Source organism: Xanthocytophaga agilis, from assembly GCF_030068605.1.
In the GTDB taxonomy this organism is placed as follows: domain Bacteria; phylum Bacteroidota; class Bacteroidia; order Cytophagales; family 172606-1; genus Xanthocytophaga; species Xanthocytophaga agilis.
Genome location: NZ_JASJOU010000004.1, coordinates 1 through 25,292 on the forward strand (window position 1 = coordinate 1; position 25,292 = coordinate 25,292).

A 25,292-nucleotide genomic window follows, 5' to 3' on the forward strand; every position below is an offset into this window, starting at 1 on the left:
CGGTATGGTTTTTAGTTATAGGAATACATCTTATTTTTTTCTTATTATTTTTTTCTGGTGGGTATGTTAGATTTCCTCATTTTCTTGGACTCGAAATACCCTTGCCTTTAATTCATGGACCAATGCTATATCTATATATTCGGTGTCTAATCAATCAGTATATCCATAAAAAGATCTGGTTATTACATCTGGCTCCCCCCCTTATTATTTATGTTATTTTGCTGAATTTTTTTTTGCTGTCTCCACAAGAAAAAATCTATGTTTATCAGCATGATGGAGGTACTTACAAAATGCTACGGGGCAGTATCAATATTCTAATTGTTTTGTCTGGAATTCTGTATGTCACCCTGAGTATTCTTGCCATAAGAAAATATAAAAGACTGATCTCTGAGTTATATTCCAACACCGAAAAAATTAACCTGGATTGGGGATATTATCTAATCACGAGCATTGCCCTAATATGGATCGCCGTTATTTTCAAGTATGATATTTTGATTTTCTCACTGGTGGTACTATTTATTTTACTAACCACTTATTTTGGGATCAGCCGCGTTGGTATTTTAAACGTAACTCTCCCAAAAACAGATGGTATTGAAGGTGTTAGTGAAGGCGAGCCTGAAGCGGAAAATAATCCTGTGACAGCAAAATATCAGAAAACTTTTGTTAACAAAGACACCATTCAAAACATTTATAAACAGCTGATTTACCAAATGGAAAATGAAAAGATATATACCGATCCTGAACTGAATCTAAATCAGGTTGCAGAGTTGCTTGATGTTCATCCAAATATATTGTCTCAGACAATTAACTCTTTGGAGAATAAAAATTTCTACGATTACATTAACCGGCATCGCATTGAAGAGTTCAAAAGAATAGCTGTCCTTCCAGAAAATCAGAAATTCACCATTTTCGCGTTAGCCTTGGAAAGTGGATTTAATTCCAAGACTTCATTTAATAGAAATTTTAAAAAATATATGCACTGCTCACCCAGAGAATTTTTAAAAGATAAAAATCTAACTGCCGAATAATTTCTTCTAGGATGTCAAATAAATATATAGGTTAAATCTCGAATTTATAGCCTCAGAATTGGTTCCACCTTTCATTTTGGAACAGTTAAGTCTTCTGTAATTCCCATGTTTACAGAAAATTTAATCAACTTTTATGAAAAAGTTACTGTTCGTACTTATCTGTGTTCTTGCGCTACTCATCGGAACTTATCCTATCATTTATGTCTTTGTGGATCATAAAAATACTTTTCTGAATTCTAAATCTTCAGAAGTATTAGATAATATAGCCTGGAAATCTACTTTTTTTGCGCATATTATTTTCGGAGGTATTTCTCTTTTTATAGGATGGCGACAATTTGGCCCTAAGTTCAGACATAAGCACTTGAACTTGCACAGAATCATCGGAAAAGTGTATGTGATGTCTGTAATCATCAGTTCGATAGCGGGTATTTATATAGGCTTTTATGCTAATGGCAGTGCTGTATCAGCTACCGGATTTATTTTTTTAGGAATAATCTGGCTTATTACTACTCTTACAGCGGTTGTACAGATCAGAAGAGGCCACATACAAAACCATCAGCAGTTAATGACCTATAGTTTTGCCTGTGCGTTTGCAGCTGTTACACTCCGGTTGTGGTATCCGTTGTTAGTAAAAATTACAGAAGACCCTTCTTTCTCTTATATGGTTGTAGCCTGGCTGTGCTGGGTTCCCAATCTTATAGTGGCTAATTTTATTAATAAAAAAGTTTGCAAAATATAACCAGCCCTAAAAACGGATATATGTTTAGGGACATAAGTAAATAGTTACACCAAAGCAATTTCTTTTTTATTTATAAGTTTGGTTGTTCTGGAATTATAACTATTTCTCTGAAAAGTAAACCTTTAGCGCATTAATTTAGTGGATTAGAAAGTAAAACCAAATTTCATTTTGTCTTATCTTAATAAGATAAATCACTCTTTTTAAATTAGCCATCAAATACTCTTTTTCCTTATGGTTCCTGCCCTAGTGAAGATTTTCAAGATTACTCTCGTAAAACCTATATCTATGACCAAAGGAATATTTATAACCAAAAGAACATTACCATGCTGGTGGATTTTACTGATACTTATAAATTTTGGCTGCAATGAGAGCTATGATACTAAAACAGGTAAACAAAACCATACTCCAAGCTCCAGATTAAAACAGAAGTGGCACTGGGGAAATAAGCACAAACAGTATGAAGCCGCAGGGTATGCACAGGTTGTTAAAACCGGGAATACCATTTATGTTTCAGGCATTCCTACCAGTGATTTAAGTCCTGAAGGGATTAGAAAAGTTTACAGCCAATTGGAAAAATGCTTGAATTCATTTGGTGCATCTTCTGAAGATGTGGTAAAGGAAACGCTTTATACAACAGACATAGAAACGATGAAAAAATACAATGTGGCAAGAAAAGAATTTTACAAAGAAATTATCCTGCTGCAACATGGATTCAGGTAAACAGACTGTATAAAGCAGATTCCAAGTTAGAAATAGAGTTAGTTGAGCAACTAACTAGTAATGAAGAAGAAGAATACTGATTTTGCCACTCAGATTATTGAACTAAAAAACACCGATCAGCAGCTTAGGCAACAGCTTATTGAGCTAGGTAAACTTTCTGATGGTTATAATAGGGAATGGAGGCGCTGCACAGTAGCAATGGCATTAAATGAAATCATTGAAACAATTTTCTTGTGCAAGATCAAGGCAGGAAGCATTCGGATATTTATCTTGAACTCGGTTTTTAATCCTTGTCCCATTTTTCTGTTGCCTTAAAAAAAGAGTTTGAGGATAGTTCCAACCTCACTTAAAATGGATAATAGAGACTAATTGGTAAATCACTTACTGACAGCTACTGAAGAGTCCACAGGCTTTTATGCTTGTGTCCGGCTCACCCTATTTTTTACCATATGGTAAGTGAGTGCTTTGCGCTATGTACTATCTTTACGTTATGGAAGTGCTAATAAATCTTATCCTGCAATTTGGTGACCTAAACAAACAGCAGATCGAGTTTTTGCTGAGTAAGGTTGAACTGCTCGAATTCAAAAAAGATGATTATCTGTCGGAAGCCGGGAAGGTGCCCCGCTATGTGGCGTTCGTGCTGGAAGGCGTGTTCCGCTTTTGTTATTATAACAATAAGGGGGAAGAGGTCACCAATTATTTTGTAGATGAAGGCAATTTTGTAGTCGATAACGAAAAATTTGAATCACAGATCGCGGCCTCAGAATATGTACAAGCGGTTACCGACTGTAAGGCACTTGTTTTTACTAAGAAAGACTGGGACGATATATCCAATACCATCGTGGGATGGGAAATGATGAAGGCCAACATGGTAAAAAAATGCCTTACTCTGGCTATGGAGCGTCGCAGTCCGCTGGTTTCAGAAGATGCCACCACGCGTTACCTGTCATTCATTGAGGCGTTTCCCAACCTCATCAACCGCATCCCGCTTTCGTACGTGGCCTCGTACCTGGGTATCACTCAGCAATCGCTAAGCCGTATACGCCGTAATATCCGTTAACGGCGCTTTTTACCAAATGGTAAATGTTTTTTTGTTGCCATTTTCAACATTTGCTTATTCATTTAAAAAATAAAAAAGATGAGCAAAAGATTGTACTGATAACAGGGACAAACAGTGGTTTTGGCTGGCTTACCGCCCACAGCGTGGCTGCCTTAGGGCATAAGGTATATGCCACAATGCGCGATACCCATGGCCGTAACGCCGATAAAGCCCGGGCCCTTGCAGCTGTAGCGAACGTGATTGTTTTGGACGTTACCCTGACAGACGATGAGAGCGTGAAGCAGGCCGTTGACACCATTTTGTCCAAAGAAGGTGCTATTGATGTACTGGTGAACAACGCCGGTTATGCCATGACCGGTGTGGCCGAGAGCTTTACTACGGCCGATGTACACACCACTTTTGATATCAACGTTTATGCTCCTTGGCGACTGATTAAACAGGCGCTGCCCGCTATGCGCAAACAGGCCGATGGACTGATCATTAACGTGACCAGTGGCTTTGGGTGGGTATCGTTTCCGTTCGCTACCATTTATGCAGCCTCGAAATTTGCGCTGGAAGGAATAAGCGAGGATCTGCATTACGAGGTAAAGCGTTTAGGCATTGATGTGACCATTGTGGAGCCGGGTGCTTTCCCTACCGAAATGCAGCAAAAGAACAACCCCGCATCTGATCAGTGGGTATTTGAGGGGTACGGCGCTATTGCCGATATACCCAATAAAATGATAGCTGCATTGGGCGGAGAAATGCAGGCTAAAAACCCCAACCCGCAGGAGGTTGCCGACGCCATTATAAAACTGATTGGCGCCCAAAAAGGCACACGGCCATTACGCACTGTGGTTGATCCTATAACCGGGCAATACATTGAAGTGGCAAACCAGGCTGTGGCCGAACAATTTACCAAAGGATTGACGGTGTTCGGGATGGGTGAGTTATTATAAGCGGACCATATTTAGTGGGAATGGCAGTGCCTTGGGCTACTGCCGTTTTTTGTTTCTGCCTATTGGAGCATTGTATAAAAATTTGTTTTTACTAACTCCAAGGCCAATTTCCATTCCGGTCATTGCTGTCCTTGGTAAACCTAAAACCTGCGGCCACCTCGCTTAAAGTCATTTAATGCTCTTCCTGTATAGTATACGTATTGGTGACAATAAAAAGGAAAGATCTGATTTAGGACCTGTACGATTGATTTTAGAAAAAGTGCCTACTGCCGTTTATCAACAAAAGATGAAACGTACGAGAAAACCAAGAGTGATCTCGGATTTGCTCAAAAAGTTTACAAACAAAGGATGGTTTAAAAGAGAAAAGGAAGGATGAGAAGCAATTTGACTCCCGACTCCCTTTTGAGATCCTTTTTACTTCTTAGCCTGACGGCTATGTCAGAGATGATCCTTTGATAATGGTGTAATACTTGATTTTCCCATTCAGGCAAACCAACGGACAACACTTTTATTGAGTTATTGATCAGAGCCGAGACGGTGGAAGTTTTCGAGATGGCTTCCGCAGGTTCCGTACTTAAATACAAACTGGTTTTTCTCTTTTTCAGCAGATACCGTCATTTTGAATACAACCAAACTCAATATGAACACATCCCAAAATTGAAATCATGCCAATTTTGCCTTATAAAACTAAATAAGACAAAAATGAGCAAAACTATTTTTATTACCGGTGCATCAACCGGCTTAGGAAAAGCAACCGCTAAATTATTTCACAACAAAGGGTGGAATATCATCGCGACCATGCGTAATCCGGAGAAAGAGACGGAACTGAATCGATTGGAAAATATAACGGTGCTTCCACTGGATGTAACCAATCTCGAACAGATCGAAAGTACGGTGCAGCACGCTCTTTCCTTAGGTGAGATTGATGTAGTATTTAACAACGCAGGTTACGGATTAATTGGTCCTTTGGAAGCTTTAAGCGATGAACAAATCACCAAACAATTAAATACCAATTTATTGGGTGTTATTCGTGTAACAAAAGCATTTATACCATATTTCAGAAATAAAAAAGCAGGAACGTTTATCAGCACTACTTCTTTAGGTGGTTTGGTTACTTTTCCTTTGGGGTCTATCTATCACGCTGCCAAATGGGCACTGGAAGGCTGGAGTGAAAGTATGTCTTTTGAGCTTAATGCCCACGGAGTTTATATAAAAACAGTAGCTCCCGGAGGTATAAAAACAGATTTCATGAGCCGCTCTATGGAGTTCTCTACCATTCCAGAATATGCTATTATCTCAGAACCAATGATGTCCAATTCGGAAACGATGTTGGCAGCAGGAGCCATGCCGGAAGACATTGCAGCAATTGTATATGAAGCGGCTACTGATGGTGAGAATAAGGTACGGTATGTTGCCGGAGAAGATGCGAAAGCCATGTATGCAAAACGACTTGAAATTGGCAATGAGGGTTTCAGAGCCTTTATGAAAGATATTTTTCTTGCCGACAAGAATTCGTAAATTGACAATATGAAATCGGATAAATCACCTGTTATAATTAATTCCATATTCGAACTTCATAGTTTGCTGGAACTGCCAAAACCGTTACATCCTTTGGTAAGCGTATTTGATAATACAAAAGTTGTCACTAACAAAAAGAAATTACCTAAGGCATTCATTTTCGATTTCTACAATATCTCCTACAAGAAGCAATTGAAAGGAAGAAGCGGCTATGGCCAAAACTACTATGATTTTGATGACGGGACGATGATTTTTACATCGCCGAAGCAATTAATTACTACATTGGATGAAAGGGAATATTTCGGCATCACATTGCTTTTTCATCCCGATTTTATTCGGCATCATCCGTTGGGTCTAAACATCCGGCAATATGGTTTCTTTTCTTACGAAAGTAATGAGGCGTTACATCTTTCAGATAGTGAGAAACAAACTGTATTATCTGTGTTTAAAAATATTGAAGATGAACTGCATCATAACATTGATGACTTCAGTCAGGATATTATCCTCTCGCACATAGAAGCATTGCTCAATTACAGCAATCGTTTTTATAAGCGGCAATTTATCACGAGAAAAACTGTCAACCACGATATGTTAACCCGGGTTGAAAAAGTACTGAATGAGTATTTAGATACCGAAAATGCTATTGTTGATGGTTTGCCTACAGTGGAAATGCTGGCATCAAAAGTAAGTGTATCACCACGCTATTTAAGCGATATGCTCCGTTCAGTTACTGGACAGAACGCACAGCAATTAATTCATGAAAAACTAATAGAAAAAGCTAAAGAATACCTGTCTGCAACATCTATGAGCATTTCGGAAATCGCTTACCATTTAGGGTTTGAATATCCACAATCATTCAGCAAATTGTTTAAAAGAAAAACTGGTGTTACACCTGTGGAATTTAAGGAGGGGTTTCGTCTTAACTAATTGGTCTATGGCTATATAACTTGTCTTTAAATTGTATAAGCATTTCCTTAAAATCTTTGTATAGAACCAGGCTATGAAGTGCTTAGAATCAGATATCAGTTATTGGTGGAATATGATAACGAAAATACCAAGGATGCTCAACTCAAGTAAGCCATCATCATGCTCTAAGATACAAGGCCTGGATGGAATTAGCTTTCAATCCGAAAACTGATGTAGCAATTACCTTTAAATCTTTGCTTTCGGAGATACTACCTGGTTTGAGTCCCATACATTCAGTTCATTTTCGAAAAATATACCATCGTCGCTAAAAGCAAGCCAACCGTTGTGAGATTAAAAGGAGTTCCTGCCCTTAACTGATTCTTGCCACAGGAGCAAAGAATCAGTTAAGGGCAGATTTATTGCACAGTATTTATGGCAATGTGCTTGTAAAAAAAAGAATTACAGGAGTTACTATAAGCTATTCATCTAATAATTTTAATAATTACCTTTTTTGGAAAAGATAATTCCTGATTTAGACAATTAATTATTTTAAAGGATCAAGACCTTTGAAAAAAAACAAATATGTCTTTAGAAAATCGAAAAGTAGTATTCAAAGGGGCTTATATACTTTCTATGGATAAAAATATAGGTAATCTCCCCGTAGGCGATGTGTTTATTGAAGAAAAAAAAATTGCCGCTGTTGCTCCCCACATTGATGTGGAAGACGCTGAAATTATTGACGCAACGGGAATGATTTTGATGCCTGGATTTACCGATGCACATCGCCATTCCTGGCAGGGAACTTTGAGAAGATTGATGCCCGATGTTAGCGATTTGATGAGTTATGTCAATGATATTCATTTCGGTTTGGCAAAGTATTACCGTCCGGAAGATATTTACCTAGGTAATCTGTTGACGGCTTGGAGTGCGATTGATAGTGGCATTACTACCATTATTGATGCCTCACATAATACACGAAGTTATGCTCATGCCAACGCAGCGGTAGATGCATTCGAAGAATCAGGTATCAGGGCATTATATGCTGCTGGGTTTCCGCTTGCGGGCGAGTGGGAACAATCGTTTTGGACAGAAGGATTGGAGAAATTGCAAACTCAGCGCTTTTCTTCAGAAGGGCTCATCCGTTTAGGGATATTTACTCATATGAATACTGAAAACTGGGATATAGCAAGACGTCTGGGGATTCCGATGGTTACAGAGTTTTTAGGTAAAGAACTTTCCTCCACATTAAAAGAGTTACAAAGTAAAAGCCGATTAGGCCCGGACAATATTTTTAACCATTGTACCGGATTAACCGAGGAAGCTTGGCAAATCATGAGCGATTGTGGTGTAAAAGTAACCGTTGATCCTCGTTCAGATGCTCAATATGGCTTGGAAGAGGGTGTGTTTGCTTATCAACACGCTTTTGATCACGGAATAAAACCCGGAATAGGAACAGATTTAGAAACGGCTTATGGCGGGGATATATTCACTGAAATGCGGGTTGCATTTTCATTGCAACGAGCTTTTGCCCAAAACAAAAGGTATAATGGTGAAGAAAATATACCACAACCAGTGACATCTTATGCATTACTGGAAGCGGCAACTATCCATGGTTCAGAAATTGCAGGATTTGGAAATGTTTCAGGAAGTATCACGCCGGGCAAATCTGCCGACTTGATTTTAATTGACACGAATGCAGTAAACATTTTTCCGTCCAATGATGCAATAGGAACAGTAGTGCATGCGGCAGACAGAAGTAACGTGCATACTGTAATGATTGCAGGGAAAATGGTAAAATCCAAAGGTAAACTTATTGGTGTCAATCTTGAACAATTGAAACAGAGAGCAGAGGAGTCTGTCGCTTATTTGTTAGCAAAAGGAAAATGAGTAGGATTCTTTTCGATAAACCTTCGACTTCTAATAAATACGTTAATTAGTATGAACAAAAAAGGAGAAAAGCCATACATTATTCAGTCTATATCCGAAATGCACCAGCATCTTGGATTGCCTAAACCTAAACATCCAATGATTAGCGTATTTTGGTATGAGGATATAACAAACTATCAATTAACCTCATTAAATCAGTTTGTAATGGGATTTTATTGTATCGCCATAAAAAGGAATTATGCAGGAAAGCTCCGGTATGGGCAACGTTACTATGATTATGATGAAGGTGTTATGGCATTTATTTCTCCTAATCAGTTGCTTTCCCATATACAGGACTCCGATGTACCGATAGAGGGTGTTTGTTTGCTCATCCATCCCCATTTTCTGGCAGGTCATTCCCTAATAGCAAGTATTAAAAAATATGGATTTTTCTCTTACGAAATGAGTGAAGCCCTCCATTTGTCTGAAGAGGAAGACAAAATTTTTGAACAGATTCTAAGCAATATAAAACGCGAACTATACAACAATATCGACCAATTTAGCCGGGACGTAATTATTGCACAAATTGAATTGCTTTTACATTACAGCAACCGTTTTTACAACCGTCAGTTCATCACCCGGAAAATTGCGAACGATGAAATTGTGATTCGTCTGGAGAATCTCTTAGACGAGTATTTTAACGATGAAGAAACTATTACAAAAGGAATTCCTACAGTTCAATTTGTGGCAAAAGAATTAAATATATCGCCCGATTATCTGAGCGATATGTTGAAAAGTATTACAGGCCAAACAACACAGCAGCATATTCACAATAAAGTTATAGAAAAAGGTAAAGAACTGCTTTCGACTACTTCGCTTTCTGTAAGCGAAATTGCTTACCAATTAGGCTTTGAATACCCGTCATCGTTTAACAAATTGTTTAAAAGCAAAACAAGGATTGCACCCTTAGAGTTTCGTGCTTCATTTAATTAATTATAAGTATTAAGCAGTTAGAAGCATTTGATAACGAAAAACTTTGGGCTCATAACCCAAAGGTCGCAGGTTCGAGTCCTGCTCCCGCTACCAAAAAAGCCTGTAGAGAACCTTACAGGCTTTTTCTTTTCTGAGGGTTAGAGGTAATAAATTGATTATTAGCGAGTTGGTTAGAGAGGAGAAAATAAATAAAACAAAAAGCAGATAAAGTTAGGTTTATTGAGAATAAACCTTCACCTTTGCACTCCAATTTAGATCGCGGGATGGAGCAGTTGGCAGCTCGTTGGGCTCATAACCCAAAGGTCGCAGGTTCGAGTCCTGCTCCCGCTACCAAAAAAGCCTGTAAGAGAACCTTACAGGCTTTTTTATTGTACACATTTTTTCCTGCTGATTTATTTTTTCTTTAAGAAAAGCCAGGATATAATAATTTTGCTTTCTACAAAGCAGGTACTTCCTACAATTTGTTATCTCAACCTTTCTGAAAACTATTAAGAATATACTATTTATAGTTCCGCCTAAGGTTCATTTGTTAGACCTGAATGGTCCTGCCCATATTTTTTATGAGGCAAAAGAGTTTGGTATGCTTGTCGAACTACATTTTGTTTCTGTAAGTACTACTATACATGCAGAAAGCAGTGCTGGATTATCTTTTTCAAATCTGAAACCTTATGTTGAGTTTGAATTGAGCGAAGAAGACTATGTATTTGTGCCAGGCTTGGAATATACGCTGATTTCAGATAGTAGCTTCATACAGAATTGTGATCCCTTCTTTAAGTGGCTTAGAAGACAGGCTTCACATGGAGCACATGTCTGTTCTGTGTGTACGGGGGCTTTCTTATTGGCAGAGGCAGGTTTGCTCAGTGGAAAAAGTTGTACAACGCACTGGAAGTATTTATCCAGATTCTCGCAAAAATACCCTGCGGTTTACCTCAGAAAAGACAGATTGTTTGTGGTAGATGGGAAGTTATATACCAGTGCAGGAGTTGCATCAGGTATTGATTTGGCTTTGTATATTATTGAGAAAGAGTTTGGAACAAAATGGGCCATCGAAGTAGCCAAAGAAGTTGTAGTCTATTTTCGGCGAAGTGAAGGGGATCCACAACTAAGCATTTTTCTGCAATACAGAAATCATATGGACAGTCAGATTCATGAGGCGCAAAATTATCTGATAAGTCATTTATCTGGGACCTCTTCTTTGGAGTCTGTAGCTGAGCACGTTAACATGAGTATCCGTAACCTGACCCGGTGTTTTAAGAAAACAACGGGAATCACAATCGGAGATTATCTTGAGAAACTCAGGGTTGAACGAGCCGTGCAGCTCTTATCGACTGGTAATAAAGTAGAAGTAGTAAGTAAGGAGTGTGGCTTAAGCCCTAACCAGCTCAGAGCATTGCTTAAAAAGCATCGGGGAGTATTGCCGGGAGATGTTGCTTCATTGGAAATGTCCTGATACTGCGTTATGTTGTCCTTTGCAGAGGAAAGTAGTGTCTGTAGCTTTGGCCATCATAAAAGTAATACACTATGAACAAACTACTCACTCTGTTTATGGGACTGTTGTTGATGTCCATATCTTTTCAATCCTTTTCACAAATGCTTGTTGCATATGTGTGTCCTCCCTGTAATAACCAATGTGATACATTATCTTTTGATAAACCGGGCGTTTGCACCCATTGTGGAATGCCATTGGTCTTAAAAAATGAAAGCAAAGACAAGCTGTCTCCTACACGAAAAAAGATTGCATTTTATCTTCAGGATGGAATTGAGATATTGGATTTTGCAGGTCCACTGGAAGTCTTTACCTATGCTGGCTTCGATGTATTTACCGTCTCTAAAACAAAGGCTCCTATAAAGGCTCAGGGATTGCTGACGGTGACTCCGGATTATAGTATACAAGATGCTCCTAAAGCTGATATACTTGCTTTTTTTGGTGGGTCATCAAATGCGCCTGCTTCTGATCCTGATGTAATCAAATGGGTGCAGTCACAACAAAACATAGAACATTATTTCTCTGTTTGCACGGGTGCTTTTGTCTTGGGTGAAGCGGGATTATTGAAAGGAAAAACAGCCACTACATTTCATAGTTCGCTGGATAATCTGGAGAAGAGCTATCCGGAAACAAAAGTATTGAAAAATGTGCGGTTTGTTGATAATGGCAATTTGATTACAACAGCTGGTATTTCTGCAGGTATAGACGGGGCACTGCATCTGGTAGCCAAACTAAACGGATTTGATGCTGCCCGAAAAACAGCTTACTATATGGAATACGACAAATGGACGCCTGGTGAAGGATTGATTCTTGCCGAATATAATCCATACAAAGCTTTGGCGAATGTAGATAATTTGAAATTGTATACAGGTACCTATGAATTTAATAATGGTTCGAAGATTCAGATAAAGGTGAGTGAAAGAGAGAAAGGGCTTTATGCTATTGTGCGGGATCGTAATTATCCTCTGTTTTTCACAAAAGAAAATACGTTTACAGATGCAAATGGAAAAGAAACTATCACCTTCATAAGGGATAGACGTAATCGCATCACAGGATATACTTTATCACAAGACCCAAAGGTTTTTCATAAACTAAATTAGCATCAGATAAACAGTGCTTAAATTATCTCGAATTTCTATAAATAAAGCCAGCGGGGCTGTAGAAATAGAACCAAAGAACAAAGATAGCTTTGCTCTCATTAAGCGTGGTAGGTAGTGTAGGTATGTAAGGCTTTTTCCTGTAGATTAGGTCTTTGGTCAAGTGGGTAGAAGATTCTAAAGTGTCTTTTTGTCTGTAAGTAGAAAAATGCAAAGTAATCTGAGAATAGAAAGGAAGATCTCAAGCAACAGAGTCAAAATCAATAAAAAATAAAATAGAGCCTATGTTGTTTCAAAAGCACATGCTCTATTGAGTCATTTCTATTTCAGAAAAGTTAAAATTCGGAAGTAGCCTTGTTTGCTTTCTTATCGTTTGTGTGTAGTTTCGCCATGTCGCAATTTTCTGATCATCTTTACTACTTGCAAATGAAAAAACTCTTTTTAGCCAGTATTTTAATTGCTCTTTGTTTCCCTGTTTTTTCGCAGAAAGCATCCCAAAAAATGCCAAAAGATTCAAAAAAGTCTGCTACAAAGACTAGTGGGAATCCTGTTTTTCCAGGATGGTATGCAGATCCGGAGGGTGTTTTATTTAAAGGGAAATACTGGATTTACCCTACCTATTCAGCACCTTACAATCAACAGGTGTTTTTTGACGCCTTTTCTTCTCCTGATCTGGTGATCTGGACTAAACACGAACGTATACTGGATACAACGCAGGTAAAGTGGGCCAAAAGAGCTATATGGGCACCTGCTATTGTTGAAAAAGAAGGAAAGTACTATTTATTCTTTGGTGCAAATGATATTCAAAACGATCAGGAATATGGTGGAATAGGAGTAGCTGTAGCAGATAAGCCGGAAGGACCGTTTAAGGATCATCTGGGTAAGCCATTGATCGATAAGTTTCATAATGGGGCTCAACCTATTGATCAGTTTGTTTTTAAAGATAAGGATGGACAATATTATATGATTTATGGTGGATGGTCACATTGTAATATTGCCAAGCTGAGCAAAGATTTTAAAGGATTTGTGCCATTTGAAGATGGAACTACTTTTAAAGAAATTACACCTAAAGGGTATGTAGAAGGACCTTTTATGTTTATACGGAATGGTAAATATTACTTCATGTGGTCTGAAGGTGGTTGGACAGGACCTAATTATTCTGTTGCCTATGCCATTGCGGATTCTCCTATGGGGCCATTCCAGCGGATTGGAAAAATTTTACAACAGGACGCTCAGGTTGCAACAGGTGCTGGGCATCATTCAGTAATTCATGTGGACAAGAAAGACAAGTGGTATATTGTATATCATCGTCGTCCATTAGGAGAGACAGATGGTAACCACCGGGTTACTTGCATTGATATGCTTGAATTTGATGAAAATGGACATATAAAACCAGTCAAGATCACGAATGAAGGTGTTGCTGCTCAACCTTTAAAATAAGGCTTTGCGGTCTCAGAGTTCAATGATTCCTGAGACCGCAATATGAGTTATCCCGAATGATAGCTAGCGACTCGCTTGCTGAGCGACATCTACTGGATTCATGACAAAGAAACCCATACATTAAGTTCGCAATAAAAGTTTCGTTGCGGTTTATTCACGGCAGGCAACTACTTGCGGTGAACTATACACAAACGAAAAAGTGATTGGAGTTCCAGTCAAAATAAAATCTGCCGTGAGTTATGTTCAAAAGCAAAACTGCCATGAATAAAACGCAATTTATCAGCCGATAAGTAGGACGTCTTGTCCTTGCTAAAAAATAGTTTGCCGTGAACTATGCGCAAATCAGAAATCCTCCCTGGATTCACCTTCTCTTCCTAAGACTTGAGATCATTCATAGATCCCCAAATGATAAAATATCTTCAATATGCCAGCTTTGCTGGTTATTATAATAAAGAAATCCGTTTCGTATTTCCAATGGAGAGCTAATATTATTATGATATAACTGACCTGTTCCCAGCCCTTGTGGAATAAGATTGTTTAAATAGGCCGTAAACTGCGCAATGGCATTAAGACCAATATTAGATTCCAGTGCGGATGTAATCCACCAGCCTATATGTTGCTGTTCTGCCAGTTCAATCCATTCCTGACAATGCCGAAATCCTCCCAGTAACGAAGGTTTCAAAATAATGTATTGAGGCTTAATCTTCTGAAGCAATCTTTCTTTCTCCTGATAGGTAGTAATGCCAATCAGTTCTTCATCCAATGCAATCGGTAGGGGAGTCGTTGCGCAAAGTTGAGCTAGTATGTCTGTTTGTCTTTGCTTAATAGGCTGCTCAATAGAATGTAAGTCATACTGAGAGAGGATTGTTAATTTTTTAAGGGCTTCTTTAGGTGTGAAGGCTCCATTCGCATCTACCCGTAATATGATTTGTTCGGGTGTATAGTATTTGCGGATGGACTCCAATAACGCACATTCCTTCTCAAAGTTAATAGCTCCAATCTTCATTTTAATACAGTGATATCCTGCTCTGAGTTTTGTCTCAATCTGCTCCCTCATAAACTCTTCCTTTCCCATCCAGATAAGTCCATTGATTTCAATACCGGCTTCTCCACGACTAAAAGGAGTATCAAATAAAAATCGCTTGCCATTGTTGATTAGATCCAGACATGCTGTTTCGACTCCGAATACAATGGAAGGATAGCTTTCATCAACAAGCTGTGGTAGTGTGTTGGTACTATCTATTGACAAAAGCTTTTTATTGATGATGTTACAGATCTTTTTTATCTGTAATTCATAATCGGGAACATCATCTATGCTAAGACCTCGGAGAGGGGCACATTCTCCCAACCCAAAAACAGACGGATTGCTTGAATCCCAAAGCTTAATGTAATAGGTATCTCGTTCAGTAAGAATACCACGGGATGTTCCTGCTTCAAATGTAAATTGTAAGGTGTGTTTCTGATAGGATGCCTGTAACATATCTAGTCATGACTGAATCAAATAGCAAAAGTAGTAGTTTCAGTATGGATTTTTTTAGTAAAAATAAAATTGCTCTATACTACTTTAAAGAAAAAGGTAAGTATACCATACAAAAGAGTCGTATCTTTGGTTATCAGTTAGTTATAGTTAGATGGGTAGTTATTTTATTGGTGATGAAAGGGTTACTGTCTATGTAATATTTCAGCTCTGGTATAAAGATTTAGGGAGTAATATACTGAGAATGCATTAATTTTTTCAAGATGATGACACAAATAAAACGCTTGGCAACTGCAATCGGAATATTATTTCTGGTATTGTTTATTATTATCATTTTTAACCAGTTGATGCAGGTATACCTGTATGCTTCTACTGTGAATCATACATTAGGAATTGTTGTGCTAACTGTATTGACAACTGTCTTTGTTGTTCTTTTGGTTGTTCCGGTCGCATTATTTTTTCGATTGCCTAAACCTTTGCTGGCTCCGGACTCTGAAGATGATATGCCTGCCTATATTCCTCAATTATCAGCACGATTGGCAAAGAACAAGATGCTGTTAGGACATACGTTTGACTGGTCGCAAAAGGAAGAGTTGCAAAGAGCTTTGTATGTACTGGATACTCAAGCAAATGAAATTATTCAAAAAACAGCAAGAAATGTATTTTTATCTACCTCTATCTCTCAGAATGGGAAATTAGATGCCTTAATGGTCTTTTCTACCCATACCAAAATGATTTGGGATATTGCGCATATTTATTACCAGAGACCCACTCTGAAAGATATGATTTCACTGTATTCGAATGTTGGCACCACTACTTTATTGGCAACGCAAATAGAAGATCTGGATATTTCGGAGCAGTTAGAACCTGTTTTAGGAACAGTTTTGCAAGGTTCTGCTGTAAGGTCTATACCTTTTATAGGGCCATTGAGTAGTGTGATTATGGATTCTTTACTGGAAGGTTCTGTTAATGCCTTTCTAACATTGCGTGTTGGTGTTATTACTAAGCGATATTGTGGTACTTTAGAACCTTTTAATCCCAAAAAGGCCCGAAAAGCTGCTATTGCAGAAGCTTCTGTCATGCTAAAGGTTTTGGTACTACAGGTATCCGGGCAGGTAGTTAATGCTATTTTGAAAACAGCTCGGAATGCAGGCTCAAATACTGTTCGTTCAGGAATGGAGCTAGCTGGAAAAGCAACCCGAAATGTTAAACGAGGTTTTTTCGGGTGGTTTCGTTCTGCAGCATCAGAGCCTTCTCAAGAGCAATAGATCTTTTATCAAAGTAGTTCTTGCGATATTCTTCTTTTAACTTTTACTCTTCCTCCCTTCATTACAAAGAGCCACGTTCTTTTGTAAGTATTTCCTGCACTTACTTGTAAAGTGATATTACTCACAGAAAATCATACATCTGTGATAAAAAATGTAGAAAAACCTTTGCAGATATACTTCTATCTGTAAATTTGTGGTACTTTTTTGATAAATTATTGTAATATATTTTTAGTAGAATTTTGTTTTTCTCCATTTTTGCCATACATCCTATTTAAATTTTATCGATTTCTTAAAATTATCTTTTATGCCAGCAGGTTTTTGCCATGAAAATATTTGGTTTAGTATGCGGACTTTTAGTGACTTTCAGTGTAGTTGCAGGTAATCCCAGTTCTCAAAATTGGCACCAAGGTGAGTTAGTTCTACTTAATGAACAGACAGTTAACGGAGAATTTAGCTATGACGCTTTTACAGATCTTATCCAGGTAAAAGATGAAAGAGTAGTAAAAGTATATTCTGCGAGACAGGTTCGTGCTTTCGGTTATTTTGATGAGAAGAGTAATCAAATGCGCCGTTTCCTCAGTTTGTCATATCCAGTACGAAGAAATAGAAATCAAAAGGCTTTTTTTGAGATAGTGCTTACAGGTGAAATGTATCTGTTACGTCGATTGCATAACATGCGCAGTTCTAATCCCACTCAATTAAATGCAATGGAATCAGATTCGCCATGGTATGATAAGAAAAATGCCTATGAATATTTTGTCTATGCAAACGATCATTTTATTCCGATTAGTCAGTTTCGCAGACGTATCTATCCTATCCTGATGAAAGAATATAAAGAACAGCTTGAAGTTTTTATTAAAGACAAGAAATTGAATATCTATACGCAACGGGGAAAGTTTATGCTGATCAATCAATATAACGTATTGAAGAGCCCTGATAAGATTTCTTTGTTCTAAAGTATATGCCTAAAAGAGGGAATTGAAAGATTCTCTCTTTTAGTTTCCATTGGTATACTTCATCATAAACTCGCCCAAGTTAACATCCGTATCCAGATTCATCTTTTTACGTAGACGATATCTTTTCAATTCAACGCTACGATAGGTGATGTTAAATAGCTGTGCTATCTCTTTTGTTGACAGGTTCATTCTAAGATAAGCTGCCAGTCGTAGGTCACTGGGAGTAAGGGTGGGATATTCATGAATAAGTTTTTGGAGGAATTCTTCATGAACCCGATTAAAATTGGATTCAAATATCTGCCAGTCGTGATCTGTGGAGATATTACTTTCCAATAAATGTATAATTTCTTTGAAGGAAGATGAATTAGATTTTGATCCCAGTTCTGTTTTTATATCCAGTACTTCCTGTTTGATTTGTAGTAGCAATTCGTTCTTTTTAATCAACGTCATTGTTGAGTTAGCCAATTCTTCTGACTTACGGATAACATCCTGTTCGAGCTGCTGATTGCGTAATTGTATAATCTCCTTTTGACTTTCCTCTTCCTGTTTACGTAGCTTCTTCTCCAGTTTCCGTCTGACACGTTCCTGATGTGCTTTTACTCTTTGTAAATGTAACCAATATGAAAAAATACAGGCACCTATCAGCATTAGTACATAAATACTGATGCTCCATTGATTCCAGTACCAGGGAGAGAGAATTTCAAACTCCAGTTGTGTCTCTTTTTTACTTAAGTTGGATCGTAGATGAAATATATATTTTCCTGGTGCCAGGTTATTAAATTCTTTCTGATCCATAGTCTGGAAATTTGACCATCCTTTGGACGAGTTCTCTAGCCAGAAGCTATACTTGGCTTCATTGCCATAATGAGGTGTAGAGAAGCTAATGATAAGACTATTCTGATTGTAGTTGAATGCAAACGCAGGATAGTTGTCATCAGTACGGAATGTCTGGCCTAATGTAGGAAAGTCCAGAGGGACAATACTGCGAATAACAGGTGGTTGTATGGTTGACGAAAGTAATGATGTAATAAGGTTTTCCGGTAGTACACCAAAGCCATTCTCCAGACAAATCAAATGAGTACGATTATCAATAGATACCAGATTTTCGTAATCATCAAACCATTGAAATTTCTTCATAGGTATCTCTTTTATAGAGTTGTCTTTTTCTATGAAGCCTAATGTCCCATCTGTTTTCAACACAAATGACGCAGATGGGTTTATTGGAAAAAACTTACGGGCTTTATCTGGCCCAAGTTGTTTCTGGAGGTTGGTTGCAGGTTCAAATACATTATGGTCTGGGTCAAATTGGAGGACCTGCTGATTGGTAGTCACTATAACTCTTTTATTTATCTGGCATAGATTGACTGCCGCACTTTTAAGTTCTGGAGTTTCATAGCTCCAGATGGAATCCATTTTTTGCGTATCTGCTGATAGTTTTATCCTGTTCAGGCCTTTAGAGACTTTGTTTACCCAGATATAACCGAAATCATCTTCTTCCAGTTGATTTACAGGGGCTGAAAATCCAGAAACTGTATGAGCTAGTTCCCATTGAAAGGACGCATTCTTTTTGTAAATACACAGTTGTGTATATGTTCCCTGAAGTAATAGATCAGGATGTTTTTTGAGCTTTCGTATTATCCACCCGCCCGTTACTGAGGAAATTTGTTTTGCCTGGGTGCCTTCAATCAGAAAAGTGCCATTGTTATGTCCGCAGAGGAGTTGATTATCTATGACTTCCAGATCCCATACCTGTCCCTGAGTTTTGGGAACAAGTTGAAAATCTGCTTCTCTTGATTGTAGATATGAAACAAAAAGGCCATGGTTAGTACCCAGATAAAGCTTCTTTTCAAATAAAGCAATATCATAGACTGTACCTAAATGGCCATCATAATCCTGATAATAACGCAATGGAGAATTAATCAGAATAAGACTAATGCCTTTGTCCATTCCAGTCCAGAGATTACCATCTGCATCCTTATATAGAGACAGTATTGTATTGTTTTGTAATCCATTTTTCTGATTCAGATGCTGAATGATTTCGCCTTGTGTATTTGTGATAACAATACCATTGAGAATAGTTCCAAATGCATAGGTAGTATCATTTAACATCACTCCCCGATTTAACTGATTCTGTAGTAAAAAGGCATTGGTAGTTGTATTAAATGGTTGAAAATCGTTACCATCATAAAGATATATTCCCCGATTCGTGCCGATTACGATAGTTTGATCACGCCCTGGTAGAATGGTGTTGACAGATTCTTTGCCTAAAAAAGAACTATTGTCAATGAAAGAGAATGATTTGTGTTTGAATTCATACAGACCCTTATCGATTACACCTAGTAAGACCCTGCCATTTACCTGATAGGCAAACATGATATTGCCCGGAGGTGATAAATTGGTGATCTTATTATTCTGATAAAGATAAATAAAGGCGAAAGATTGAAATAAAATACCTTCAGATGTAGGTAGAATATTCCATATCTCTTCTCCTGCAAAAGAAGGATCATTAATCAGAGCTTTGAGGGAATGGTAAGTCAGTTTACCCGTTTTGTCAGATTGCCAATAACCAAACTCTCCTAAGCCCCCGGTATAAATTCGGCCATCTATACCTGCAACGGCCGATCTGACTTTTTGTTTATTCGGCAGTTCATATACTTCCCAATGATTACCATCATATTCGATTAAGCCTTTTGAATTAGCAAAGTACATAAATCGAGTCTGTGACTCTTGTGTAATTCCCCAATTCTGATGATAGGCATTATAAGTTTGTTTGGTAAAGTTGAGTATCTCAGGTTTACAAATAGTTTCAATCTTTTGTCCATAGGATACACTTGGTATAATGATAAAGAGTAGCCAAAGTTTTCTCCTCACTAAAAAAGGTATGTGGGACAATAAAGTTTTAAATAAAAATAGATTTCTCAAGTGGTTGCTGTAATTTTTTGTAATGACGTAGGCAAAATACGTAAAATCTAAGAAATAATTGGGTTTTGATGTGGTAATGATGTACCCCTTTATTTGTTATTAGCACTTTGATTGCCGTACATTTGTCGCATAAACTTACTATTTTTCATAAAAAAAGTTATAATATAGTGTGCAAAATGAGTTGGTATAGTTATAAGATAGGATTCCTTTTTGTCTGCACTTTGCTCTTTGTTTTTACTATACAGGGCCAGACTTCACTAACTCCGGCTACAGAACAAAGTGAGTATATGGAAACTGTACAAAAGGCAACGTTCAAGTATTTCTGGGACTTTGCTCATCCTGTGTCTGGTATGACACCTGAGCGGACTGCAACTCCTACTATCGTAACTTCCGGAGGGACGGGATTTGGTGTAATGTGTCTGGTGGTTGGTGTGCAACGTGGTTGGATTACTCGTGAACAAGCAGTGTCACATTTAACAAAGATGACAAAGTTTCTGTCTGCTGCTGATCGGTTTCATGGAGCATGGTCGCATTGGTTAGATGGACGTACAGGGAAGGTAGTACCTTTTGGGGAAAAGGATAATGGCGGTGATTTGGTAGAAACTGCTTATCTGGTGAATGGTTTGCTGGTGGCACGAGCGTATTTTGATCAGCAAAACCCCCAGGAAACACAATTACGGGATCAGATCACTAAACTTTGGGAAACAGTAGAGTGGGATTGGTACGCTTCCCATGGAGATGGACATTTATATTGGCACTGGTCGCCTAATTATGAATGGGCTATGAATATGCCTATTCGAGGGTACAATGAATGTTTGATTACCTATGTTCTGGCATTGGGTTCTCCTACACATGCCATTAAACCAGAAGTATATCAAAATACATGGAAGAAAAGTGATTTTTATACAAATGGAAATCAATATCTGGGCTATACATTACCGTTGGGATTTCCATATGGAGGGCCTCTTTTCTTTGCTCATTATTCCTATCTGAGTCTTGATCCACGAAAAATGGATGATGGAAAGACCAATTACTGGAAACTAAATCTGGCACAGACACTCATTAATTATACGCATTGTGTGAGTCAGGGCGAGAAATTTGGTTACTCAACAGATAATTGGGGCCTTACTGCCAGTGACGATTATAACTTCTATGATGCTCATTCTCCTACCAATGACAATGGAACAATAAGTCCTACTGCAGCCCTTTCCTCATTTCCCTATACTCCATATGCTTCTTACCAGGCTATGCGATATTTCTATCTGAAGAAAGGCAATCCACTTTTTGGACCGTATGGATTCTATGATGCATTCAGCCAGGTAAAAAACTGGTACTCTAATCAGTACCTGGCTATAGATCAGGGGCCTATCGTGGTTATGATGGAAAATTATCGCTCCGGATTAATCTGGAAGCTTGGAGCTGGGATTGCAGAACTTACTACTGGCCTGAAAAAGATGGGAATTACCACTCCTTCTTACCCAACAGGATTTTATATGTATCTGCCAGATCCTAAAACAAATGAAGTAGATCTAATGAGACATACTGACCGGGCTACATACATACTGGATATTGCCGTGAAAGGTAAGGAATCTGTAAAGTTGGAACTAACTGACCGAAATGGCAAAGTAGAGACGGTATTGCTAAACAAAGCCTTGACTGAAGGGATACATGAAATTCCGTTTGTAGCAAAGGGAGGAAAATATCAAGCTATATTATCTCAGGGGACAAAACAGGAGAAGGTGCTTCTTAATTTGAGATAGTGTGATTGAGTAAACTGTTTATCTGACTAGTAATCAGACTTTTATACTAATTACTTTTTTCCAAGTTATATGAACGAACTACTATTATTTTATACCAGGTGTCGATACGTATTTTTATCAGCAGTGCGTATATATGTGTTTGGAGTTGCTCTTTTTCTGATAACAGCTATACAAGCTATGTCTCAGAATCGTGCTGTATCTGGTACTGTAAAAGATTCAGGTGGTGAAGGAATTCCAGGTGCCTCTGTCCTGATAAAAGGAACCACAACTGGAACTACAACAGATTCGAATGGAAAGTTTACCTTGTCAGCTCCTGATAATGCTGTACTGGTTGTTGCTTTTGTTGGCTATGAAAAGGTAGAAGTACCTGTAAACAATCAGTCTGAGATCAATGTAACCTTACAAAGTTCAACTACAGAGCTGGCGCAGGTGGTTGTAGTTGGCTATGGAACTCAGCGCAAAGTAGATGTAACAGGGGCTACAGCAAGTGTGAAAGGAGAGGAGTTGGCCAAACAACCTGTTTTAACTGCAACACAGGCAATTCAGGGTAAGGCAGCTGGGGTACAAATTATCAGTAGCGGCCAACCAGGTTCATCACCTGTTATACGAGTAAGAGGTACAGGAACAGCCTTGGCTGGGACTGCGGCTTTATTTGTAGTTGATGGGGTATTGACAGATGATATCAGCAATATCAACACGGCTGACATTGTATCAATGGATGTACTGAAAGATGCTTCTGCTACTGCAATCTATGGTTCAAGAGGTGCCAATGGCGTTGTGATTATCACAACCAAGAAAGGAAGTGCAGGAGGAATAAAAGTAAACTACACTACCAATATAGGTATGCGTAGTGCCACCAATCTGGTGCAGATGGCAAATGCCCAGGAATATGCCAACTATGTAAGTGCTGCCAGTGGAACTAGTGTAGTGGCAGGTTCTGTCTCCACAGATTGGTATGATCAGATACTACGAAATGGCTGGTACCAGAATCATAATTTGTCTTTGTCAGGCGGATCTGACAAGTCAACTTACTTTCTAAGTATGGGGTATTTTACAGATGAAGGCATTGTCATTGATAATAAATACAAACGGTTTAACATTCGGTCTAATACAGACTTTACACTTTCAGATAAAGTAAAAGTAGGGGTTGTTTCTTCCTATACTAATGCGAATACTCGGGATGTAAATCTGGGATCAGCATACAATAACGCTTATCGGGCTGCACCTACTATTGCGGCTATGGAAAATGGTAAGTATGGCAATACATCTGTATACCAGAACGTAGGTAATCCCATTCTGGATATCAAAAATAATAATCAACGAGATATTGATAATCGGTTACAGGGATCTGCCTATCTGGAGTTTAAACCTGTCAGATCTTTGACTTTCAGAAGTAGTATTGGTGGGGACTTGCTTTCCAAAAATGAGAGAGTATATAATTATCAATTTAACAATGATACCAGTACGTTTATTAATCCAGGGGGGAATCAGCGTAATCCTAATAGTAATCTAAATATTATTTCGACCAGGAGTTTCCGTTGGGTATGGGATAATACACTGACTTTTGCTCAAAGTTTTGATAAACATAATCTAACTGTATTAGTAGGTACTACTGCTGAGCAGTATACTATGGATTGGTTGTCTGCTTTCCGGAAAGATGTGCCTGCTGATCCAAGTTTATGGTATATCAATACGGGGAATGCTAATACCTCAACCAATGATGGAGGCGGAGATAAATGGGCTAGAAACTCTTATTTGGGTAGAGTGAATTATAACTACAATGATCGCTATCTGTTGACTGCCACAGTACGTGCTGACGGAAGTTCTCGTTTTCCTTCCAGTAATCGTTGGGCCTTATTTCCTTCTGTAGGTGCCGGTTGGGTTATCAGCGGTGAAAATTTCATGCAAACGCAACAGATATTTGAGACCTTGAAACTACGAGCTAGCTGGGGACGTGTGGGCAATGACCGGATTCCGTCTGACGCATTCACTGTTACAGTGACTCCAAACCTGGCTTATCCCTATGGTGGTGGAATAGCTACACCTGGTAGTGCCATCACACAAATTAAAGATCCTAATCTAAAGTGGGAAGTAACAGAAGAGTTTGATTTAGGTTTAGATTTTGCCTTGCTGAAAGGTCGGTTAACAGGTGAAATTGGTTACTACAATAAAAGATCCAAAGACTTACTGATCAATGTGAAAGTACCTTCTGTAACAGGTGATGCAGATGGAATGGTACTCACAAATGCTGCATCTATTCAAAATGTTGGTTTGGAAGTGGCTCTAAACTGGCGTGGAAACATAACTGAGGAAATTACTTATCGTGTTGGTGGAAATTTGACACTGAACAATAATAAGGTTATTGGATTAAATGGTGGACAGCCAATTCTGGATGGGGGCATTGGTGGAAACCAGATTTATACGACCAGAACGGACAATGGACAACCGGTCGGAAGTTTCTATCTACTGAACGTAACAGGGGTTTTTCAGAATCAGGGTGAGATTGATAATTATAAAAATAGTAAAGGTACTGTTATTCAGCCAAGTGCATCACCTGGAGACTTTAAATATCAGGATACTAATGATGATGGTAAGATAGATGACAATGACAGAGTGTTTGCCGGTTCGTATCAGCCTAAAGCATATTTTGGGATTAATGGAAGTCTCTCTTATAAAGGCTTTGATTTGAGTGCGGATATCTATGGAAATGTAGGGAATAAGGTATACAATGGAAAGAAAGCGTTTCGTCTGGGTGTATTTGATAATGTAGAAGCTGACATGGCCTACTCCAGATGGACTCCTGCCAATGGCTCCCAAACTGAACCTGCTGCGAATGGAGGTAATCTACCAGCTTCTACTTATTTCCTGGAATCAGGCTCTTTCGTTCGTCTGAACAATGTGACTCTTGGTTATACCTTACCTACAGCTTTGATACAAAAGGTGAAAGTAGCAAGTGTGAGAGTTTTTATCACTGCTCAAAACTTATACACATACAAGAAGTTTAGCGGATTTACACCTGAATTGCCTGGTGATCCAACAAAAGCAGGTATTGAGTTAAATGCATATCCTACCACAAGAACAATTGCTGGTGGTTTGAGTGTAAACTTCTGATGTGATT

The 25,292-nt window shown here is 38.4% G+C and carries 19 protein-coding genes and 1 tRNA gene; 18 read left to right on the plus strand and 2 right to left on the minus strand.

Annotated elements, in window-relative coordinates; genetic code table 11:
* The 14 genes from QNI22_RS13180 to QNI22_RS13245 all read left to right on the plus strand — a co-directional run.
* Window positions 1-1,028: helix-turn-helix domain-containing protein (locus tag QNI22_RS13180; protein ID WP_314511159.1), on the plus strand; the 1,028-nt coding region annotated here is incomplete at its 5' end.
* Between the two features lie 133 nt (window positions 1,029-1,161).
* Complete coding sequence (locus QNI22_RS13185) at window positions 1,162-1,767, plus strand: DUF2306 domain-containing protein (protein WP_314511160.1); 606 nt, start codon at window positions 1,162-1,164, stop codon at window positions 1,765-1,767.
* Window positions 1,768-2,052: 285 nt separating this feature from the next.
* Complete coding sequence (locus QNI22_RS13190; protein ID WP_314511161.1) at window positions 2,053-2,487, plus strand: RidA family protein; 435 nt, start codon at window positions 2,053-2,055, stop codon at window positions 2,485-2,487.
* Between the two features lie 60 nt (window positions 2,488-2,547).
* Window positions 2,548-2,802 (plus strand): hypothetical protein, encoded by a 255-nt coding sequence (locus QNI22_RS13195; protein WP_314511162.1) that lies wholly within the window; start codon window positions 2,548-2,550, stop codon window positions 2,800-2,802.
* Window positions 2,803-2,977: 175 nt separating this feature from the next.
* Complete coding sequence (locus tag QNI22_RS13200; protein ID WP_314511164.1) at window positions 2,978-3,547, plus strand: Crp/Fnr family transcriptional regulator; 570 nt, start codon at window positions 2,978-2,980, stop codon at window positions 3,545-3,547.
* A 50-nt stretch (window positions 3,548-3,597) separates the two neighbouring features.
* Window positions 3,598-4,485: an SDR family oxidoreductase gene (locus QNI22_RS13205; protein WP_314511166.1), complete on the plus strand. Its 888-nt coding sequence runs from the start codon at window positions 3,598-3,600 to the stop codon at window positions 4,483-4,485.
* Window positions 4,486-5,187: 702 nt separating this feature from the next.
* Window positions 5,188-6,003, plus strand: a complete 816-nt coding sequence (locus QNI22_RS13210; protein WP_314511168.1) for an SDR family oxidoreductase — start codon at window positions 5,188-5,190, stop codon at window positions 6,001-6,003.
* 9 nt (window positions 6,004-6,012) lie between these two features.
* Window positions 6,013-6,930 (plus strand): helix-turn-helix domain-containing protein, encoded by a 918-nt coding sequence (locus tag QNI22_RS13215; RefSeq protein ID WP_314511169.1) that lies wholly within the window; start codon window positions 6,013-6,015, stop codon window positions 6,928-6,930.
* A 561-nt stretch (window positions 6,931-7,491) separates the two neighbouring features.
* The gene (locus tag QNI22_RS13220) at window positions 7,492-8,796 is read left to right on the plus strand and encodes an amidohydrolase family protein (RefSeq protein ID WP_314511171.1); all 1,305 of its coding nucleotides are present in this window, start codon (window positions 7,492-7,494) and stop codon (window positions 8,794-8,796) included.
* A 51-nt stretch (window positions 8,797-8,847) separates the two neighbouring features.
* Window positions 8,848-9,768 (plus strand): helix-turn-helix domain-containing protein, encoded by a 921-nt coding sequence (locus QNI22_RS13225; protein WP_314511173.1) that lies wholly within the window; start codon window positions 8,848-8,850, stop codon window positions 9,766-9,768.
* Between the two features lie 257 nt (window positions 9,769-10,025).
* Window positions 10,026-10,101, plus strand: a tRNA-Met gene (locus tag QNI22_RS13230).
* Window positions 10,102-10,264: 163 nt separating this feature from the next.
* The gene (locus QNI22_RS13235; RefSeq protein WP_314511997.1) at window positions 10,265-11,218 is read left to right on the plus strand and encodes a GlxA family transcriptional regulator; all 954 of its coding nucleotides are present in this window, start codon (window positions 10,265-10,267) and stop codon (window positions 11,216-11,218) included.
* Window positions 11,219-11,289: 71 nt separating this feature from the next.
* Window positions 11,290-12,354 carry a DJ-1/PfpI family protein gene (locus QNI22_RS13240; RefSeq protein WP_314511174.1) on the plus strand — a complete coding sequence of 355 codons (1,065 nt, stop codon included), beginning with the start codon at window positions 11,290-11,292 and terminating at the stop codon, window positions 12,352-12,354.
* Window positions 12,355-12,852: 498 nt separating this feature from the next.
* Window positions 12,853-13,791: a glycoside hydrolase family 43 protein gene (locus QNI22_RS13245; RefSeq protein WP_314511176.1), complete on the plus strand. Its 939-nt coding sequence runs from the start codon at window positions 12,853-12,855 to the stop codon at window positions 13,789-13,791.
* A gap of 391 nt (window positions 13,792-14,182) precedes the next feature.
* Here the strand turns inward: QNI22_RS13245 and QNI22_RS13250 are convergent, their stop codons facing one another.
* Window positions 14,183-15,271, minus strand: coding sequence for an o-succinylbenzoate synthase (locus QNI22_RS13250; RefSeq protein ID WP_314511178.1), 1,089 nt, complete (start codon window positions 15,269-15,271; stop codon window positions 14,183-14,185).
* A gap of 260 nt (window positions 15,272-15,531) precedes the next feature.
* Between QNI22_RS13250 and QNI22_RS13255 the strand changes: the two genes are divergently transcribed.
* Window positions 15,532-16,536: a DUF697 domain-containing protein gene (locus tag QNI22_RS13255; protein WP_314511180.1), complete on the plus strand. Its 1,005-nt coding sequence runs from the start codon at window positions 15,532-15,534 to the stop codon at window positions 16,534-16,536.
* Between the two features lie 323 nt (window positions 16,537-16,859).
* Window positions 16,860-17,492, plus strand: coding sequence for a hypothetical protein (locus tag QNI22_RS13260; RefSeq protein ID WP_314511183.1), 633 nt, complete (start codon window positions 16,860-16,862; stop codon window positions 17,490-17,492).
* A gap of 39 nt (window positions 17,493-17,531) precedes the next feature.
* On the opposite strand, the gene QNI22_RS13265 is transcribed toward QNI22_RS13260, so the two are convergent.
* On the minus strand, window positions 17,532-20,363 hold the full coding sequence (locus QNI22_RS13265) for a helix-turn-helix and ligand-binding sensor domain-containing protein (RefSeq protein ID WP_314511185.1): 2,832 nt from the start codon (window positions 20,361-20,363) through the stop codon (window positions 17,532-17,534).
* Window positions 20,364-20,701: 338 nt separating this feature from the next.
* On the opposite strand from QNI22_RS13265, the gene QNI22_RS13270 reads away from it, so the two are divergent.
* Together QNI22_RS13270 and QNI22_RS13275 are read left to right on the plus strand one after the other, a co-directional pair.
* On the plus strand, window positions 20,702-22,174 hold the full coding sequence (locus tag QNI22_RS13270; protein WP_314511187.1) for a glucoamylase family protein: 1,473 nt from the start codon (window positions 20,702-20,704) through the stop codon (window positions 22,172-22,174).
* 69 nt (window positions 22,175-22,243) lie between these two features.
* On the plus strand, window positions 22,244-25,285 hold the full coding sequence (locus QNI22_RS13275) for a SusC/RagA family TonB-linked outer membrane protein (protein WP_314511189.1): 3,042 nt from the start codon (window positions 22,244-22,246) through the stop codon (window positions 25,283-25,285).
* The last annotated feature ends 7 nt before the right edge of the window (window positions 25,286-25,292 follow it).

Coding starts and splice junctions, on each gene's coding strand:
- QNI22_RS13185 (WP_314511160.1), top strand. CDS start 1,162: ATGAAAAAGTTACTGTTCGTACTTATCTGTGTTCTTGCGCTACTCATC.
- QNI22_RS13190 (WP_314511161.1), top strand. CDS start 2,053: ATGACCAAAGGAATATTTATAACCAAAAGAACATTACCATGCTGGTGG.
- QNI22_RS13195 (WP_314511162.1), top strand. CDS start 2,548: ATGAAGAAGAAGAATACTGATTTTGCCACTCAGATTATTGAACTAAAA.
- QNI22_RS13200 (WP_314511164.1), top strand. CDS start 2,978: ATGGAAGTGCTAATAAATCTTATCCTGCAATTTGGTGACCTAAACAAA.
- QNI22_RS13210 (WP_314511168.1), top strand. CDS start 5,188: ATGAGCAAAACTATTTTTATTACCGGTGCATCAACCGGCTTAGGAAAA.
- QNI22_RS13215 (WP_314511169.1), top strand. CDS start 6,013: ATGAAATCGGATAAATCACCTGTTATAATTAATTCCATATTCGAACTT.
- QNI22_RS13220 (WP_314511171.1), top strand. CDS start 7,492: ATGTCTTTAGAAAATCGAAAAGTAGTATTCAAAGGGGCTTATATACTT.
- QNI22_RS13225 (WP_314511173.1), top strand. CDS start 8,848: ATGAACAAAAAAGGAGAAAAGCCATACATTATTCAGTCTATATCCGAA.
- QNI22_RS13240 (WP_314511174.1), top strand. CDS start 11,290: ATGAACAAACTACTCACTCTGTTTATGGGACTGTTGTTGATGTCCATA.
- QNI22_RS13245 (WP_314511176.1), top strand. CDS start 12,853: ATGCCAAAAGATTCAAAAAAGTCTGCTACAAAGACTAGTGGGAATCCT.
- QNI22_RS13250 (WP_314511178.1), bottom strand. CDS start 15,271: ATGTTACAGGCATCCTATCAGAAACACACCTTACAATTTACATTTGAA.
- QNI22_RS13255 (WP_314511180.1), top strand. CDS start 15,532: ATGATGACACAAATAAAACGCTTGGCAACTGCAATCGGAATATTATTT.
- QNI22_RS13260 (WP_314511183.1), top strand. CDS start 16,860: ATGAAAATATTTGGTTTAGTATGCGGACTTTTAGTGACTTTCAGTGTA.
- QNI22_RS13270 (WP_314511187.1), top strand. CDS start 20,702: ATGGAAACTGTACAAAAGGCAACGTTCAAGTATTTCTGGGACTTTGCT.
- QNI22_RS13275 (WP_314511189.1), top strand. CDS start 22,244: ATGAACGAACTACTATTATTTTATACCAGGTGTCGATACGTATTTTTA.